A 17,857-nucleotide genomic window follows, 5' to 3' on the forward strand; every position below is an offset into this window, starting at 1 on the left:
GCTGTCCGAGAATAGCGCCCGTAGCGAGGATTGCGAGAAATTGAGGATAAAAATTCCTGATTCTTAAGAAAATAGCTGGGCTATTTGACAAAGAAGCAGGAATTTCTAGACCAATTAGCCACATTACTCAAAGACTGAGTCAGTGACATTAACCTCTCATAATGAGATTAAAGTGCGGTGTCTTCGGTCTGAAAATCCTCTATGCCGTTTGCCGGGTAGCAGTCACTACCAGTTCACGGATACAGACATTTTGCGGCTGCTGATACACAAAGGTAATACAACGGGCAATATCCTCCGCCGTAATAACGCCTCCCATGCCGTGCTTCCACTGTTCATAGACATCCTTGATCTCAGTGGATGTTGTATGGCTGAGCAGCTCAGTTTCTACCGCTCCCGGTGCAATGGTTACCACTCGGACACTGTCGTCAGCCAGTTCTTCTCTTAGCGTTTCAGACAATCCGTGCACGGCAAACTTGGTGCCACAATAGGCCATATGATTTGGAAAACTTTTGATACCGGCCACTGAACTGATATTGATGATGGTTCCCCCTTTTCTGGCTTTCATCTGACGGGCAACGGCATGGATGCCATTCAAAACACCCTTGATATTCACATCAACCATAGTATCCCACTCGGCAGGATCCTGTTCATCAGCACGCCCCAGCTGCATTAGCCCGGCATTGTTGATAAGGCAGTCTGTATGCCCATAGCGGGACTCAGCTTCTTCGATGACCAGTTTCAAGGCATCACGATCCGTCACATCCACTCGCCGGCAAAGTGCGTCAGGAAGGTCCAGGGCCTCCAGGCGCTCGGCCCTTCTGGCCAGTAATAACAATGGATGTCCAAGTTGACTCATGCCCCTGGCAACGGCTTCACCAATACCAGAGCTGGCTCCGGTAATAACGACCAATGGCTTATTCATGGCAGGACTCCTGCAGGAGGGAATATTGGGAGTTCAGTTCACCGGCGTAGGGTGAACCCGGTTATCTGTTAATAAAGAACAGACAATTCAGTAGTTGGCCACATAGAATCAAACATTTCTGGTTACTTAGGATAGCTGATCTGAAAAGATTTACTTATGGGGACACTCCATTCGTTGTCTGTTATTCGGTATTCTTCAGCCCCATTAGAGGCATCACTACATGCATCCTGCCTGTTGTGGCGTTATAATCCCCGCCTCCTGAGCCAGGGCTGTTCAATTAAGACTCGATGAATCTTCCGGAAAAAGCATCCAAACCGGTTAGCGGCTTATCGTTATTCGGTTTACATCTTTAAACATGATTTATCTGCTTTTTCCGGAAATATATACTTGACGCCTTTCATCAGGTATCCAACCGCATTTATGATCGGCTGGCTCTTTAAGAGCCGGGCATTGCAGCAGGTAAAACCAATGAGCGAACTGATACTGATTCTGGTCAGCGCCATACTGGTCAACAACTTTGTACTGGTTCAATTCCTTGGGTTGTGTCCTTTTATGGGCGTGTCCAACAAGCTGGAATCGGCCATGGGTATGTCGATGGCCACCACTTTTGTGCTGACACTGGCCTCTATCTGCAGCTATTTAACGTACAAGTACATTCTGTTGCCACTGAACCTGGAGTTTCTGAAAACCATCTCGTTCATTCTGGTGATTGCCGTGGTGGTGCAATTCACAGAGATGGTGGTGCGCAAAACCAGCCCGCTGCTGCATAAGGTACTGGGCGTGTTCCTGCCACTGATCACCACAAACTGTGCGGTACTTGGGGTTGCCCTGCTGAACACCAACCGAATGGACAGCTCACTGGTGGATTCAGCCACCTACGGTTTTGGTGCTGCGGCCGGTTTTTCCCTGGTACTGGTGCTGTTTTCTGCTATGCGTGAGCGCATTGCCGCTGCGGATGTACCAACGCCATTCAGAGGTGCGGCCATCGGTATGATCAGTGCAGGTCTGATGTCGTTAGCATTTATGGGTTTTACCGGACTGATCAAATTGTGAATGCAGGATTTCATGCAATGATGAGAAATGCCAGACCTCTTAAAAAGCTGAAGGAGCGATTGCGTTAGTCCATGGACATTGTTCTTTACGCTATAGGAGCCCTGCTGGCTCTCGCCCTGATTTTCGGGGCTATTCTCGGTTTTGCCGCTATTCGCTTTAAGGTGGAAGGCAACCCGATTGTTGACCAGATTAATGAAATTCTGCCCCAGACCCAGTGTGGCCAGTGTGGCTACCCGGGGTGTCGCCCTTATGCGGAAGCCATTGCCAATGGTGATGCCATCAATAAGTGCCCTCCCGGTGGTCAGGCAACCATCAACACCCTGGCGGACCTGCTGGATATGGAGCCTGAGCCGCTGGATGCGGAACATGGGCAGGAGTCAGTCACCAAAGTTGCCTTTATTCGGGAAGCAGAGTGTATCGGTTGTACCAAGTGCATTCAGGCCTGCCCTGTGGATGCCATCCTGGGTGCTGCCAAACAGATGCACACGGTGATTTCCGATGAGTGTACCGGTTGCGACCTCTGTGTTGAGCCCTGCCCTGTTGACTGTATCGAAATGCGCCCTGTGGATATCACGGTCAGGACCTGGAGCTGGGCGCTGCCCCAGCCGAATCATGGCAAGGCTGGCTTGATTGCCACTGACCTCAGGGGGCAGACCGTATGAACGCAATCGCAAAAAGCCCACACCAAGACATCCAGAGTCCTGTGGCCGGGAGCCAGGTGATAGCAAGTTCTGAACGCAAAATCTGGCCGCTGACCGGTGGGGTTCACCCGGAAGAAAACAAGCATCAGTCAACCAGCTGCCCTGTCAGTGTTCCGCCTCTGCCTGAAACACTGGTTCTGCCATTGTCCCAGCATGCTGGCTTGCCTGCTGATCCGCTGATCCGCGTGGGGGACAAAGTACTCAAAGGCCAGATGATTGCCAAAGCCTCCGGCTTTGTCAGCGCCGCGTTGCATGCGCCGACCTCGGGCACTATTACCGCCATTGAGAACCGTCCAATTCCCCACGCCTCCGGCTTTTACGACTTGTGCATCATTCTGGCCGCTGATGGTCAGGAGCAATGGTGTCAACTGGCACCCGTCACAGATTATCGTCAACTGTCGCCTGCCGAGCTGGTAGAGAAAGTGCGTGATGCCGGCATCAGCGGTATGGGTGGCGCTGGTTTCCCTACGGCCATCAAACTGGCACCCGGCACGGCAATCAATACCCTGATTCTCAATGGCACGGAGTGTGAGCCCTATATTACCGCCGACGATATGCTGATGCGGGAAAAGGCTGATGCAGTGATTGAGGGCGCAGAAATCCTCCAATACATGCTGGGTGCCCAGGAGTGCCTGATCGGTATTGAAGACAATAAACCGGAAGCCATCGCCGCGATGCGCAGGGCGGCCGCTGGCAAAAATATAGACATCGTCGTTTTTCCTGCCATCTACCCTTCCGGTGGTGAAAAGCAGCTGATCCAGATTCTTACCGCTCAGGAGGTGCCTTCTGGAAAACTGCCAGCGGATCTGGGCATGGTGGTTCAGAACGTGGGCACAGCCGTTGCGGTCAAAGAAGCCATTGTTGACGGCAAGCCGCTGATCTCACGCATCACCACCCTCACCGGTGATGCCTTGACAGCGCCACAAAATGTAGAAGCATTGATCGGTACACTGGCCCAGGACCTGCTGCAATACGCTGCGCTCAAAGCGTCCGAATTATCAACGCTGGTGTTTGGCGGTCCCATGATGGGCTTCAGTGTTGACCGCATGGATATCCCGGTGATCAAAACCTCAAACTGTCTGATTGCCGCGACTGAGGATGAGTTTCCGGCAGCACCGGATGCCCAGGCCTGTATCCGTTGTGGGCACTGTGCTGAGGCGTGTCCATCGTCCTTGCTGCCGCAGCAGCTTTACTGGCACGCCAGGGCTGAGAACCATGAGCAGCTTATGCACCACAACCTGTTTGACTGTATTGAGTGTGGTGCCTGCTCCTTCGTCTGCCCGTCGTCTATTCCGCTGGTGCAGTATTACCGGGCATCCAAAGGCGCTATTCGCACCCAGGAAGCCAAACACGCCAAGTCCGAGCGCTCCAAACAGCGCTACGAAGATCGTCTGGCCAGATTGGCACAGGAAAAAGCCGAGAAAGAGGCCAAACGAAAAGCCAATGCCGAGCGGGCGGCAAAACTGAAGGCGGCCAAAACAGCGGAAAAAACCGGGAGCGACGCCAAAGCCGAAGAGGACCCAATCCAGGCCGCTATCGCCCGGGCCAAAGCACGAAAAGCAGCGGCTGCTGGGGCTTCTGAGTCTACGTCAGCCGGTCAGGCGCCTTCAGCATCTGATAGACCGCTGTCCGCCAAACAGAAAGAGCTGAAAGTTCAGCTGTCCATGGCCAAAGCTCAGGCCAAAAAGACGGAAAGAGCGCTGGCTGCCGCAGAAGCTTCCGCTGAGCTTAAAGGCGACAGGGGAGATATTGAACAACTGAAGTCTAACCTGGCGATGTTGCATGAGCAGGTCAGCAAACTTCAGCAGGCGTTTGATGAAAAGGCCCAGGATTCTGCCAGCAAAAACAATCCAGAAAAACCCGCCAAAGCGCCGTTAAGTGATGAAGCGAAAAAGCTGAAAATCGAGTCGGCCATGGCCAACGCTGCGGTGAAAAAACTTCAGCGAGCGATCGCCAGTGCCGGTGAAGATGAACTGGATACGCTGAAACAACAGCTGGTGACAGCGGAACAAAAGGCGGCTGAGATGAAACAGGCTCTTGAGGGTCTCTCGTGACTTGCAGCCACAGTCACCTCGTTCCCATGCTCTGCGTGGGAGGAAACCCGGGAAGCATGATAAAGACACAACAGAGCGGAACCCTTGAATGGCTTTGATTAATAGCAGATCATCTATCAGCCAGAGGGGAAGAGAGACCTCACCCCACGCGCTGGGACAAAACAGCACTCAGCGGGTCATGAGTCTGGTGATCATGGCCACTATCCCCGGTCTGATGGCACAAACGGTCTTTTTTGGCTGGGGTGCACTGATCAATGTTGCCTGGTGTTCCCTGGTTGCAATGGGCTGCGAAGCAGCCGTGGTATCACTGCGCCAGCGGTCCGTGAGCTTCTACCTGAGTGATTGCAGTGCCCTGTTGACCGGTGTACTGCTGGGGCTGGCATTGCCGCCCTTTGCTCCCTGGTGGCTATCACTGGTCGCCGTGTCCTTCGGCATGGTTATTGGCAAACATCTCTATGGCGGCCTGGGTCAGAACCCCTTTAACCCGGCCATGCTGGGCTATGTTGTGGTACTGATTTCGTTTCCACAGGAAATGACCACCTGGCTGCCGCCACTGGGGCTGGAAGGCCATAACAACAGCCTGAGCGATGCATTGTTCACCATTTTCCCTCTGGGTCAGGCTGTCAGTGTTGATGCCATCAGTATGGCCACCCCACTGGATGTGTTGCGCGAAAACAAAAGCCTGACCATCAATGAACTGTGGGAAGCCAACCCGGTATTTGATGGCATGGCTGGTCGTGGCTGGATGTGGGTTAACCTGGCTTATCTGGCCAGCGGCGTATTTCTGATCTGGCGAAAAGTATTTACCTGGCATGGCCCTGCAGGGATGCTCGCCGCCATTGCGATTATGGCGACCCTCTTCTGGAGTGGTAACGGGTCAGACAGTCAGGGTTCCCCGCTGTTTCACCTGCTCAGTGGTGCCACCATGCTGGGTGCTTTTTTTATCATTACGGACCCGGTCAGTGGTGCAACCAGCAACCGCGGACGTCTGATTTTTGGTGCGGGTGTTGGCGTTATGGTCTATGTCATCCGTGCCTGGGGTGGATACCCTGATGGTGTCGCCTTTGCCACACTGCTGATGAATATGGCTGCCCCCACCATCGACTATTACACTCAGCCACGCACTTATGGCCACCACAAGGCTAATAAAGGCCTGCCAAAGAAGGACTGAATCATGAGTGACGGCCAGATTCCTTTAAAAGACACCACCGACAGCAAGGCTCCCGGTGGGAACGGCCTGCTTCAGAGCATTTTTCGTAATAGCCTGGGCCTTGGTCTGTTTGCCGTATTTACCGTAGGCCTGATTTCCGTGACCTGGATCATGACTCAGGAACGAATAGAGACACAGGTTCGCGCCTATGAAGCCAAAGCATTGATGGAGATTTTACCGGCAGATACTCACGACAATGTGCTTGTAGATTCCAAAGTTGTTCTGGAGCCATCCACACTGCTTTCCAGCCTGGATCAACGTGACGCCTATATTGCCCTGAATGATGGAGCGGTCTCTGCCGTCATTCTGCCGGTCACCGCACCTGACGGGTATAGCGGGCGAATTGAGCTTTTGGTGGGCATCAACCGGAATGGCACACTGGCAGGCGTCAGAGCCATCACCCACAAAGAGACGCCCGGGCTTGGTGATAAGATCAACAGCAATGTCACCGACTGGATTCTCGGGTTTGTCGGCAAATCCCTGGGCAACCCTGTTAGTGAAGGCTGGGGGGTGAAAAAAGACGGTGGTGAGTTTGACCAGTTTACCGGTGCCACGATAACGCCAAGAGCGGTTGTTGCCGCAGTTTACCGCGCCCTGCAATACTTTGAGGCAAACCGCAAGCTATTGCTGGACCCAATCGCCGGTGTCCGCGAGGAGATTCAATATGACAAATGACACTGCGGCGAACAACAAGAGTACCGCTGGCAGCCAGGCCGCAAAGATTGCCCTGGACGGTCTCTGGAAAAACAACCCGGCACTGGTCCAGCTACTGGGTCTGTGCCCTCTGCTGGGGGTTTCCAGCAGTGTCGTCAATGCGCTTGGTCTGGGCATAGCCACCATGCTGGTGGTGATGGGCTCCAACGTTGCCGTCTCTCTTATACGACACCAGGTAACAGATGCCATTCGCCTGCCAGTATTTGTGATGATTATTGCTTCCTTCACCACCTGTATCGAACTGCTGATGCAGGCCTATACCTATGAGCTCTATCGGATTCTGGGTATTTTTATTCCGTTGATTGTCACCAACTGCATTATCCTGGGTCGAGCCGATGCCTTTGCCTCCAGAAACCCGGTGCTGCCTGCCGCTTTTGATGGTTTGATGATGGGTACGGGCTTTGCCGTGATTCTGGTATTGCTGGGGGCGCTGCGGGAGCTGATTGGCCAGGGTACGCTGTTCTCCGGCATGGACCTGCTGCTGGGGCCCATTGCGGCTGACTGGACCATTACGGTGATTGCCAACTATAAACAGTTCCTGTTTGCCATTCTTCCCCCTGGTGCCTTTGTCTTTATGGGCTTTTTGATTGCCATTAAAAATAGTATTGATCGTCGCCTGGAAGAAAGAAAAAAAAGCCTGAAACCGGTAACAGCAAAAGTAAGCAAACGGGTCAGGGTTACCGGTAATGTTTGATTATTCTTAACGCTTATATTGGAACTTATTCTCTGATTTCCTGTCTATTGATTCAGAATCGGTAAATCTTTTTTGATTTATCAGACAGGCACCCGTTAATCCAGAGGAAAATTCTGTAATGTTACCTGCTCAATTTACTCCCGCAACCCCACAACCAATGACAACACCAACAGGCACAGAAACAGCGGTTGAAGACGTGAAGGCGAGCAGATCAAAGCCTGATGAAATGACGCAACTCCAGAAATGCATTCTGGACAGCCAACGCTTTATCCTCGATACGGTAAATCTGGTTGAGGTTATGAACGATGTATTTGGCAAAAAGGTGCCTGAACCCTCATTGCGAACTCCAGAAAATTTTATTGCACTGTCGGAGCCAGAAAAGTACGAAAGTCTCATTAAACTTATCAGGCAACTTGATGTCTATTTTCATCAAAGCCCCATTCACAGGGAAGAACAGGGAAAAATAGTGGAGCGCTGGGATGCCACAGAGCAAACTGCTGCCATTGAAAACCTGAGTGACGTTGCCAAAGAACGGCTAAGATCAGCACTTGAGCCACTAAGGACTTCTGATGCAGAGCCCCTTGAGTTTACTGATCAAACAACTCTTCTTTTTCCGGGAGCAGCTATTCCTCGAATGCAGCTTCGCGCTGAGTTTGCTATTGCACAGAACAGTGATAATAAATTGCCCGGACTGCTGCTTTGTAATGGTTCTTCAAGGCTTTTGAGCAAAGTCGATAAGCTTCAGGATCTTGATAGCAATAAAGATCTGCATGATCGCATACAGAAGATTGTTAATGATCTTGAAACTGACCTGGGACCCACTGCCACAGAAGCTCATGCCCAAATGGCTATTATGGACATGCTCCGTGAGGGTGACCAGGAATGCTTTCTGAACAAACAAACCATTTATGTAACTTATACCGGAGACGTTCACTACTATCAGCAGTCTCTCCAGGAAAATGGCAAATACACGCTTAAAGATGATGAAAGCATCCGCATTGGCAGACCAAACACCGAAGCAACAATGGTGTCTGCCTTTAATGCCTTGGGACAACTGCCTGGAACGATTCCCGGAGACATCGTTCTGGTCAGCAATCAGCCCCATATAAGTGCCCAGCAAATTGCCACAGAACGCGTTGTTGACAATAGAAGTGACAACAATGGCTACTCTCCAATTACCATCCGCGCCAGTGGTGACAAGGCTTCGCTGGAAAGTCCTAAAGATTTATTCCTTGCCATCGACTCTGCCAGAAAGGCAATCCAGTTGTTAAATCCGGAGTATCATGTGACAACCAATTGGGTTGAAGCCCCGGAATGGAAGCTATTTGAATCCAAGAAAGCCGGTGAATGGCAACTCTATAAGCCTGAGCAACCACCTGTGGAACGACTGGTTTAGGCCTTATTCGCAGGATGGCTTTCTGACTTGTTATGCCAACCTGCGAAAGTCCCTAAAAATTCACATCAAGATCATAGCTATCAATCAATCTTTGAATATGATTATCAAGTTTTTTCTGATGATTGATAAAGCCACTCTGCCGGTTCTGATGTTCCATAAACAGGGCATTACTATCAGCATAATCCTCTTCCGCCTTCGAGATGCTGTTCTGCAGAGGCTTATTTTCACGCCCAGTCTGTTCAGCTAAAAAATAGAACGCATAATTTTGCGATATCAGAATCCAGCCTCTCTCCATCACTCTGGCGGTTATAATTACTTCTGTGTCGGTATCTGAAAGTGGGTTTCTGGTTACTGTCCGATTCATTGTCAGTGGTATCGTTTCATAACGGGCATACTGACCTGAATAGACAGGATCGAACTCCTTTATCTGCCACAACTGGTCGATGTCACCTCCCTCAGCATACACGGTACCCATTCCATTCGACCGCGCCCTGATCTCAACATCAAGCTCAATTATGTAGCGAGCATTGGTTGGAGTATTCAAGTTCACACCGGATTTTCTCAATGAAACTGACAGCTGCTTTTCAAGGTACCGGACAGCACCTGAAGCGATATGTTTTTTATCAACATAAACGGTGTCTGATCCAATGCGTCCTCTGGAGATGAGACTTTCAGCAAGGCGGTTGGCAATAATATTCCAATATTGAGTATGTGGAACAGGCGCATGCTCCGGTGAGGATACAGCCAGCGTTCTGGTTGAAGGAAATAATCCACCGATCATTAACAAACCTGTGACAACTGACAGGTATAACTGCTTATTAAACACGATACATCCCTATACTGCTTTTTTATTTCAATGTAGCATGTGGAAACCTGATTCGTGTCCAGGCAACTGAACGAGCAGTCAGAAAACCGGCATTACAGAATGAGAAGCTGATTTATCAGCTCGGTAAAACTGGAAATAATGATAAAGCTCAATCGATTATTGACAGAATTCGCTATAGAATCGTCTCCTTTTGTCCAAAACAGGGGTAATAACCTGAATGGATACCCATTTTTGGGTGGTGTCTGCGCCTCCCCCAGCCATCTCATGAATAACAGACGATGCTTAACCAGATATTGACAGTTTTTTTATCTGGCCTGATCATGCTTTCCGGCTTTGTCCAGGCCAACGCCACAGCTCCCGCAGTCCCAACAGAAGCTGAGCCAGAGTTCACACTCTCTCTTCAGGAAGAGCGCTCCCCATGGGCGGTAACCCTGTTCGATGACAATCCTCAGGAGAATCAGGCACGTCTCTGGTCCCAGACAAAACTAATGTTCGGTCTGGGTGTCGGTGTGATTGGAGCCCTGGCTGTTATGCCTGAGTCCTTTACCAACTGGGATAAGTCTGAATTGAAACAGTTCCACAAAAAATGGTGGGACAATGTCAGTTCAGGCCCGGTTATGGATGAAGATGAATTTTTCCTTAACTACGTAACACATCCTTACTTCGGTGGCGTTTATTACATCGTTGCACGGGAGTCTGGTTACGACCAGTGGAATTCCTTTGTCTACTCCTTCCTGATGTCCACCTTCTACTGGGAGTACGGTATTGAAGCCATCGCTGAAGTGCCTTCCATTCAGGATATTATCGTAACCCCCGTGGGTGGCTGGCTATATGGTGAATGGGCTTACCAGCAGAAACGTTCGATTGCAGAGAATGATGGTCTGGTATGGGGCTCTTCCGGCCTGGGCTCCACGGCGTTGTTTTTCCTTGACCCGGTAGACAGTATTGACCAGTGGCTCAATGGTGACCGTGAACAGCCCGTTGTGGAAGACTTTGATATCCGTCTGGCATTTGCTCCGACCTTTTATCAGGTAGAGAATCAAGATGAAGACCGGAACTATTTCGGCCTGGTCATGACATTCCGGATGTAACCCTTTCATTGCTATTCCCTTTCAGAAATAGGGCATTCCAGCCCTGTTTTGCATTAAAATAATTACAAACTGATTTTTATACTTTTTTACTGGTCAAAGGATGAACAAGGAAAAGCGCACACAGATTTTTACCCGGCTTCGGGACGCTAATCCCAACCCAACGACAGAGTTAAACTACAGTACACCTTTTGAGCTGCTTGTCGCGGTGATACTGTCTGCCCAGGCCACCGATGTGGGGGTGAACAAAGCCACCGACAAGCTTTACCCTGTTGCCAATACCCCTGAGGCCATTCTTGCCCTGGGTGTTGATGGCCTGAAGGAGTACATCAAAACCATTGGGTTATTTAATGCCAAGGCAGAAAATGTTATCAAAACCTGTCAGATGCTGATTGATAAGCACAATAGCGTGGTACCCGATAACCGGAAAGATCTTGAAGCGCTTCCCGGCGTCGGACGAAAAACGGCAAACGTCGTTTTAAATACCGCCTTTAATCAGCCCACCATGGCGGTGGACACCCATATTTTCCGGGTATCAAACCGAACGGGTATCGCACCCGGTAAGGATGTTCTGGAAGTGGAAAAACGGCTGGTCAGACTGGTTCCCAAAGAGTTTCTGTTGGATGCCCACCACTGGCTGATCCTCCATGGCCGTTATGTGTGTAAAGCAAGAAAGCCACACTGTGGTAGCTGCATTATTGAAGATCTTTGTGAGTACAAACAGAAAACGTCTTAGGCTAAGGTTTGCATTTAGCCTGACTCACTTTGCACAAGAAAATATCCGTTCATGGCATTCCACTACGGTGTAATAGAAGGGCTATATGATCAGGAAAACCAGTGCTCCCGGGAGTCCAGGAATGCCTATGCCAGCTTCTGTGCCAGGAAAGGCTTCAATTTCTATAGAATACCGAATGGCTGAAACACCGGCTCAGACTCCATACCTTCACTGGCCGTCCATGGCAAATATGTCCGGGAAATTCTCAAATGGTTGCAGTCTGGGGAAAAATGCTAGACTGCTCTTCAATTGCTTCCGACTATCGATTGCTTCCCAGAACAATAAATGACCGATTCCCTGACTATGACCTCCAAAACCCTGCAACTGGCAATGGACTTGATCAGCCGCGCTTCCGTCACTCCTGAAGATGCGGGCTGTCAGGAACTTATGATCAGCCGACTGGAGCCATTGGGCTTCAAGGTCGAGCGACTCCGCTTTGGTGAAGTCGATAACATCTGGCTGCGCCGAGGTGACCAGAGCCCGGTGCTCGCCTTTGCCGGACATACCGATGTAGTGCCCACCGGCCCGGAAGGGAAATGGGATAATCCACCTTTTCAGCCGACAATCATCGACGGAATGCTGCACGGGCGTGGAGCCGCTGATATGAAAGGCAGCCTCGCGGCCATGGTCACCGCCTGCGAAGACTTTCTGGCAGAGCACGCTGACCATAAAGGGTCAATTGCCTTTCTGATTACCAGTGACGAAGAAGGCCCCGCCAAAAACGGTACCGTAAAAGTTATTGAGCACCTCGAAGCACGAAACGAGAAAATCGACTGGTGCCTGATTGGTGAGCCCTCCAGCACCAATACGGTGGGTGATGTGGTGAAAAATGGCCGCCGTGGCTCACTCCATGGCCACCTTACGATCAAAGGTATTCAAGGGCATGTAGCCTACCCTCACCTGGCCAGAAACCCGGTACATGAAGTAGCCCTGGCCATTGCCGATCTGACCGGAGAAGTCTGGGATGAAGGCAATGAATTCTTTCCGCCCACCAGCTTCCAGATCTGGCAGATCCATGCCGGCACCGGTGCCAGCAACGTCATCCCCGGAGAGTGCCAGGTTAATTTCAACTTCCGGTTTTCTTCAGAACTGACTGCCGGGCAACTTCAGAAAAGAGTAACCGCGATTCTGGATCGTCATCAGCTGGAGTACGATATTGACTGGCATCTGAACGGTCAGCCGTTTTTAACCCGCCCCGGGGCTCTGGTCAATGCAGCTCAGAAAGCCATATTGGCCGTTACCGGCATGGAGGTGGAATTATCAACCTCCGGCGGCACCTCCGATGGTCGTTTCATCGCTCCTACGGGTGCACAGGTGGTAGAGCTTGGCCCGGTTAACGCCACCATCCATAAAGTGAATGAATGCGTTAACGCTGAAGATCTTGATACCCTGCAGGAAATCTATACAGGTATACTTAGGCATTTGCTAGGAGGCTGTCCGAGAATGTAAGGTAGCCCATGAAACAGGCTTGGATAATTACAAATCAGGAAGCCACATATCAGTTGATGGCAAACTGCATCGCATCAGGTCTTTGAATGAATATAATATCCGTGTCGTCCATGGGACAATCTCAGGGGAATTCTTTAAAAGCAGATTTAATTCCATCACTTGCCACCGGCAACAACACACTGAAGCTTCGTAACTTTTGCGCAACACCACGTAATCAGGCTAGAATGCCCGATTAATTCACCAGCGACTTGAGAGCTACAATTTAATCTCAAGCCAGGAGGCCTGTAACGGCTTATCGGTATCAGTCTTCTGACGTTTCTTATCTCCTTTACTAACGGATGCAGGCCAAGAGCCAGTTCCATGCTGAAGCCCATTACCCTGAATCGCTATGTTTTTCATAGCCTGAGAAAACTCCTTTCTACGTGGGTGCGTACCACGGTTGAAAACAATAACCCTGAAGCTTTGCATCTGCAGACCGGAAAACCGGTTGTCTATGTCATGCACCAGCGCTCCCTGACGGACCTGATGGTACTGGAGGGTGAGTGTATAAAAGCAGGCCTGCCCCGCCCTTACCAGCCCATTGTCGCTGACCACCCGCAAAGCAAGGCGCACTTCTTTCTTAGCCAGTACGAAGGTCTGATACTCCAGAGAGAACGACCAGAGCCACCAGAGTTACTTGAAGCACTGGTCAGGCAGGTTGAAGCAAAGCATCAGGATGTCCAGCTCATTCCCATTACCATTATCTGGGGACGCTCTCCGGAAAAGGAACAGTCAGCCTTTAAACTGCTGTTTGACTGGAACTTCAGCCTTGGCGGACGTTTCCGGAAGTTTCTGGCAACGCTGCTGCACGGCCGACAAACCATGGTGTATTTCAGCCCGGCCTTATCACTGCAGGAAATCATGGGTGACAGTAACAACCATGCCCGCAGTGTGCGCAAGGTAAACCGGATTCTCCGTGTTCATTTCCGCCAGAAAAGAGCGTCGGTTCTGGGGCCGGACCTTTCTCACCGTCGTATGCTGGTCAACAGCCTGATTCATACGCCCAGAATTCAGAAAGCCATTGCGGTAGAAGCTGCGGCTCAGGAAATCACCCTGGTAGAAGCCGAGGCAAAAGCCAGGAAGTATGCCAATGAAATCGCTTCTGACTACTCCATGCCCGTCATCCGTTTCCTGGATATTATCCTGACCTGGTTCTGGAACAAGCTTTACAGCGGCGTAAAAGTCAATCATATCGAGCCATTAAAGGCGCTGGCACAGAGCCATACAATTATTTATGTGCCCTGCCATCGAAGCCATATCGATTACCTTCTTCTGTCGTACGTTCTGTACTATGAAGGTTTGCCACCACCCCATATTGCGGCAGGCATTAACCTGAATATGCCGGTGGTTGGCACTATTCTGCGTAAGGGCGGTGCCTTTTTCATGCGCAGAACATTCCGTGGCAACCCGCTTTACAGCATGGTATTCCATGAATACATGTACACACTGACCAGTAAAGGGTTTGCTACCGAGTATTTCATCGAAGGTGGCCGCTCAAGAACAGGCCGTACCCTGGCACCAAAAACCGGCATGCTCTCCATCACCGTCCGCAGTTTCCTGCGTGATCATCGCAAGCCGCTGGCCTTTGTACCGGTCTATTTCGGTTATGAAAAGCTGTTGGAAATGGCCAGCTATCTGGGCGAGCTCAGAGGTGAAGCCAAGAAAAGTGAGTCGCTCCTGGATATAGTCCGCACACTGGCGGCACTGAGGAATAAGTTTGGCAAGGCGTGGCTCACTTTTGGTGAGCCACTGGACCTGGGCTCGTTCCTGAGTTTACAGGCACCCAACTGGAAAGAAAGTTCTGGTTCCGATGAGAAATCAGAATGGCTGGAAAAAACCACATCAAACCTGGGCAATATGCTGGTCAACAGAATCAACTCTGCAGCGGTCATCAATCCTGTCAACCTGGTTGCCATTGCCCTGCTCTCCTCACCAAGGCATGCACTGGGTGAAGAGGAGTTGATCCGCCAGCTGGATGGCTATACACGACTTATGTCCATGGTTCCCTACAGTGACCGGATGGCGATGACGGATCTGGATGCCCGCAGCATGATCCACTATGTGGAAAACCTGCAGCTGATCCAGAGAAAAACCGATGCCCTGGGCGATATCATCAGCATGGATGAGAAAACAGCCATTGCCATGACCTATTATCGCAACAATGTGCTGCATATTTTTGCTATCCCGTCCCTGATCAGCTGTTTCTTTGTGAACAGTGCCAGCATCACCAGAAAAGAGATCCTGCGCATCAGTGCGATTCTCTACCCTTACCTGCAAGCGGAACTGTTCCTGCAGTGGACGCAACACGAAGCGCTGGCCGTGGTGCAGAAATGGCTGGATTGTCTGGTTGCAGAAGGACTGATTACCCAGGGCCAGGATGACAAGGGCGAAGCGTGTTATTTCCAGCCGGACCCTGCCACCTCCGAATACATTATGTTGAATGTTTTCTCTCGTTCCATTGTCCAGACACTGGAACGCTTCTATATGGTTATCAGCCTGCTCCTGCGCAATGGCAGCGGTAATATTGAAGCAGAAGCCCTGGAACATCAGAGTGGGGTGCTGGCACAGCGCCTTTCGATTATTCATGGCCTTAATGCGCCGGAGTTTTTTGATAAATCACTGTTCCGAAGCTTTATTGCCCAGATGCGCCATCACGGTGTACTGGAGATCACTCAAACCAATAAACTGGTGTTTGGCGATAACATTCAAAAAGTAGCTGACCAGGCGCACTCCCTTTTGACCACAGAAATACGACACAGTATTAACCAGACCAGTCGATACGGAGTCAGTAACGATTCAGATGAAAAAGCTACGCCATGAACAGGAATTGTCACTGAATAACTTCCTCTTTTTGCCACAGAGACACGGAGTCACAGAGGCAAAGATGTTTGCAACTGTTCAGCACCACTTACATAAACCTGGAATGACATAAATCTGGAATTTTTTTGATTTTTATACCATCTTCTTAACCACTATTTTTTACCAACATATCTGAAAAGCGGGATCGTGAGGCCATGAATGTGATGGGCATCGCGCTTCATGTCAGATTTTACAATCCCCTTCGAGGACAATGGCAGTGAACGAGATGTTCGAATGGCCAAATTAAAGCAGAAAATCGCAGGCTACTTCAGAAGTTCAGACGGAGGTGCTTTTTTTGCACGGATTTGGAGTTATTTTTCGTCAGCTAGAAAACAGAGTACGGATATGTACCAATCACTGATTTGAGCTGTTCAGAATTACAGTAATAGGCCTTTACTGGGTGCTGAATAGTTACACTACGTTGAGCTTAAAGAGAGGTTTTTCAGGTATGTTCAGTCAGGTGAATGCCACTAATACGCAGAGTGTTTGCACAAGCACCTCATCTCATCCAAAAAGTTCATCTAAGCAACCAATGGAAATAGCGAATGAAGAATGGAAGGGTGATTATGCTTATTCTTCGTATCTTTCCGAAATAGGTGAATGGGAAACACGAGGATGCCCTCAACCTGGAATGCATGAATACCAAACAGAGTGCCGGGATATAGCAAGAGTGTTCTCATATCAAGAAGGTGAAAATGAGACAGATTCCTGGATAATGTCTGGTGAGTTAGAGGATTGTAGTGTGTTTTACTTTGAAGGTGAATGTGATTTTACAGGCTTTGACTGCCGCGGTGGAGGAGAAATGATCATTGCGCCTACCTGGGAAAACTTGTTTGATAATTTAACCGATGATGAATTATTAAATTTCGTAAAACATATGAATAAAAATAATCCACCTGAGTTAACGAAAGAAATGCGCAGTTTATCTGAAAGAAATGATTTAAGTGATTTAATATCAAAATTAAAAGAAGTTTTTTCCACCGTTTAAACATAGATTTCATTTTGATATTTTGACAATGTATCCTTTTTAAAGCCAGTCCAAGCTGGTCATATCATAACCTCAACTATCGTTAGACAGATTACCCGGAAAATGCATTCAGGGCATAGATATCATAGCGGCAGACTTTCCCTTCCAGTCGGTAGGTGGGAGCCTGACCATTGAGATCCGGTGCCAACCTTGGCCTTTTCACCACAACACGATACCGTGCAAGATCAAGTGCCGGTTGCAGCAACTGATCCGCATCCGGATCATCCCCCAGCAAATCCTGAAACAGTCTCATCTCTTTTTTGACCAGGGCCGACTTTTCCCGGTGAGGAAACATCGGGTCCAGATAAACGACATCGTATTTATTGTCCGATGCCTTCATCAGCTCAATGGCATTACCTGGCAAAAGGGACATCTGTTCTGCAATGGGAGCGACATCACTATCTTCAAGTGCCCGGCGCAGACCATCTTCAAGAAGGGCTGCCACCACCGGTGACCGTTCAATCATGGTGACATTGCACCCAAGGCTGGCCAGAACAAACGCATCCCGGCCCAGTCCACCGGTTGCATCAAGCACCGATGGTTTGACACCTTTATTCAATCCCACGGCCTTGGCGATATCTTGCCCTTTGCCACCACCAAACTTGCGTCGATGCCCTGCCTTGCCACCGACAAAATCCACAACAATCGGCTTCTCTTTCGACCCTGCACGCTGAACCGCCAGCTCTGCGGATGCATCAAAAGCCACCAGAGCCCCTTCATCAACATCTTGAAGACTGTGACTAAAGCCTGTATCCAGTTGTGCAGCGAGGCTTTCGAGCAATGCCTGAATGGCAGGGTGACCTGAAGCAAGAATAAATAGCTGGGTAGACATCAGTGCATAAGAAATGAGCCGTCGGGGTGGCAGAATCTAACACCTCCAGAGCGGCAGTTGCAATGTATGTACACCAATGACATTGCCCCGGAACCGGTTCAAGCTCACTCAGCCATAGTTTTTTACCGCTATTCCATAAAGCAACAATGGATTTCCCATAACCATTGCGACCAAAAGACCTGCACAGGCCAAGTCTAGCAGGGCTTGTTGCGTTCGTT

16 protein-coding genes are annotated in these 17,857 nt (G+C 49.9%); 13 read left to right on the forward strand and 3 right to left on the reverse strand.

Annotated elements, in window-relative coordinates; all coding sequences use genetic code 11:
* Positions 1 to 199: 199 nt before the first annotated feature.
* Positions 200 to 922: an SDR family oxidoreductase gene (locus KDK15_RS02125; RefSeq protein WP_257293719.1), complete on the reverse strand. Its 723-nt coding sequence runs from the start codon at positions 920 to 922 to the stop codon at positions 200 to 202.
* Positions 923 to 1,390: 468 nt separating this feature from the next.
* Between KDK15_RS02125 and rsxA the strand changes: the two genes are divergently transcribed.
* The 7 genes from rsxA (at position 1,391) to KDK15_RS02160 (ending at position 8,744) form a co-directional block, all read left to right on the forward strand.
* Complete coding sequence (gene rsxA, locus KDK15_RS02130) at positions 1,391 to 1,975, forward strand: electron transport complex subunit RsxA (protein ID WP_020581588.1); 585 nt, start codon at positions 1,391 to 1,393, stop codon at positions 1,973 to 1,975.
* A gap of 71 nt (positions 1,976 to 2,046) precedes the next feature.
* Entirely contained in the window at positions 2,047 to 2,637 is a 591-nt protein-coding gene (gene rsxB, locus KDK15_RS02135) for an electron transport complex subunit RsxB (protein WP_257293720.1), read from the forward strand.
* Complete coding sequence (gene rsxC, locus KDK15_RS02140) at positions 2,634 to 4,730, forward strand: electron transport complex subunit RsxC (protein WP_257293721.1); 2,097 nt, start codon at positions 2,634 to 2,636, stop codon at positions 4,728 to 4,730. Before rsxB ends, rsxC begins: the two co-directional genes overlap by 4 nt.
* An 88-nt stretch (positions 4,731 to 4,818) precedes the next feature.
* A complete protein-coding gene (gene rsxD / locus KDK15_RS02145) occupies positions 4,819 to 5,901 on the forward strand; it encodes an electron transport complex subunit RsxD (protein ID WP_257293722.1) in 1,083 nt (360 codons plus the stop codon).
* A 3-nt stretch (positions 5,902 to 5,904) separates the two neighbouring features.
* Complete coding sequence (gene rsxG, locus KDK15_RS02150) at positions 5,905 to 6,615, forward strand: electron transport complex subunit RsxG (protein ID WP_257293723.1); 711 nt, start codon at positions 5,905 to 5,907, stop codon at positions 6,613 to 6,615.
* Positions 6,605 to 7,348, forward strand: a complete 744-nt coding sequence (locus tag KDK15_RS02155) for an electron transport complex subunit E (protein WP_257293724.1) — start codon at positions 6,605 to 6,607, stop codon at positions 7,346 to 7,348. Before rsxG ends, KDK15_RS02155 begins: the two co-directional genes overlap by 11 nt.
* A gap of 118 nt (positions 7,349 to 7,466) precedes the next feature.
* The gene (locus tag KDK15_RS02160; protein WP_257293725.1) at positions 7,467 to 8,744 is read left to right on the forward strand and encodes a hypothetical protein; all 1,278 of its coding nucleotides are present in this window, start codon (positions 7,467 to 7,469) and stop codon (positions 8,742 to 8,744) included.
* 52 nt (positions 8,745 to 8,796) lie between these two features.
* On the opposite strand, the gene KDK15_RS02165 is transcribed toward KDK15_RS02160, so the two are convergent.
* Positions 8,797 to 9,525 carry a hypothetical protein gene (locus KDK15_RS02165; RefSeq protein WP_257293726.1) on the reverse strand — a complete coding sequence of 243 codons (729 nt, stop codon included), beginning with the start codon at positions 9,523 to 9,525 and terminating at the stop codon, positions 8,797 to 8,799.
* Positions 9,526 to 9,848: 323 nt separating this feature from the next.
* Here KDK15_RS02165 and KDK15_RS02170 point away from each other — a divergent pair, with 323 nt between their 5' ends.
* From KDK15_RS02170 to KDK15_RS02190, 6 genes are all read left to right on the forward strand, one after another.
* Positions 9,849 to 10,661: a DUF3943 domain-containing protein gene (locus tag KDK15_RS02170; protein ID WP_257293727.1), complete on the forward strand. Its 813-nt coding sequence runs from the start codon at positions 9,849 to 9,851 to the stop codon at positions 10,659 to 10,661.
* A 100-nt stretch (positions 10,662 to 10,761) separates the two neighbouring features.
* Entirely contained in the window at positions 10,762 to 11,394 is a 633-nt protein-coding gene (nth, locus tag KDK15_RS02175) for an endonuclease III (RefSeq protein ID WP_257293728.1), read from the forward strand.
* 324 nt (positions 11,395 to 11,718) lie between these two features.
* Complete coding sequence (gene dapE, locus KDK15_RS02180; protein ID WP_257293729.1) at positions 11,719 to 12,882, forward strand: succinyl-diaminopimelate desuccinylase; 1,164 nt, start codon at positions 11,719 to 11,721, stop codon at positions 12,880 to 12,882.
* 360 nt (positions 12,883 to 13,242) lie between these two features.
* On the forward strand, positions 13,243 to 15,741 hold the full coding sequence (gene plsB, locus KDK15_RS02185) for a glycerol-3-phosphate 1-O-acyltransferase PlsB (protein WP_257293730.1): 2,499 nt from the start codon (positions 13,243 to 13,245) through the stop codon (positions 15,739 to 15,741).
* Positions 15,742 to 15,960: 219 nt separating this feature from the next.
* Positions 15,961 to 16,146, forward strand: a complete 186-nt coding sequence (locus KDK15_RS21130) for a hypothetical protein (protein ID WP_373691318.1) — start codon at positions 15,961 to 15,963, stop codon at positions 16,144 to 16,146.
* A gap of 82 nt (positions 16,147 to 16,228) precedes the next feature.
* Positions 16,229 to 16,768: a hypothetical protein gene (locus KDK15_RS02190; protein WP_257293731.1), complete on the forward strand. Its 540-nt coding sequence runs from the start codon at positions 16,229 to 16,231 to the stop codon at positions 16,766 to 16,768.
* A gap of 91 nt (positions 16,769 to 16,859) precedes the next feature.
* On the opposite strand, the gene KDK15_RS02195 is transcribed toward KDK15_RS02190, so the two are convergent.
* Positions 16,860 to 17,639 (reverse strand): class I SAM-dependent methyltransferase, encoded by a 780-nt coding sequence (locus KDK15_RS02195; RefSeq protein ID WP_257293732.1) that lies wholly within the window; start codon positions 17,637 to 17,639, stop codon positions 16,860 to 16,862.
* Positions 17,640 to 17,857 lie beyond the last annotated feature (218 nt).

This window comes from Endozoicomonas sp. YOMI1 (assembly GCF_024606345.1).
Taxonomy (GTDB): domain Bacteria; phylum Pseudomonadota; class Gammaproteobacteria; order Pseudomonadales; family Endozoicomonadaceae; genus Endozoicomonas.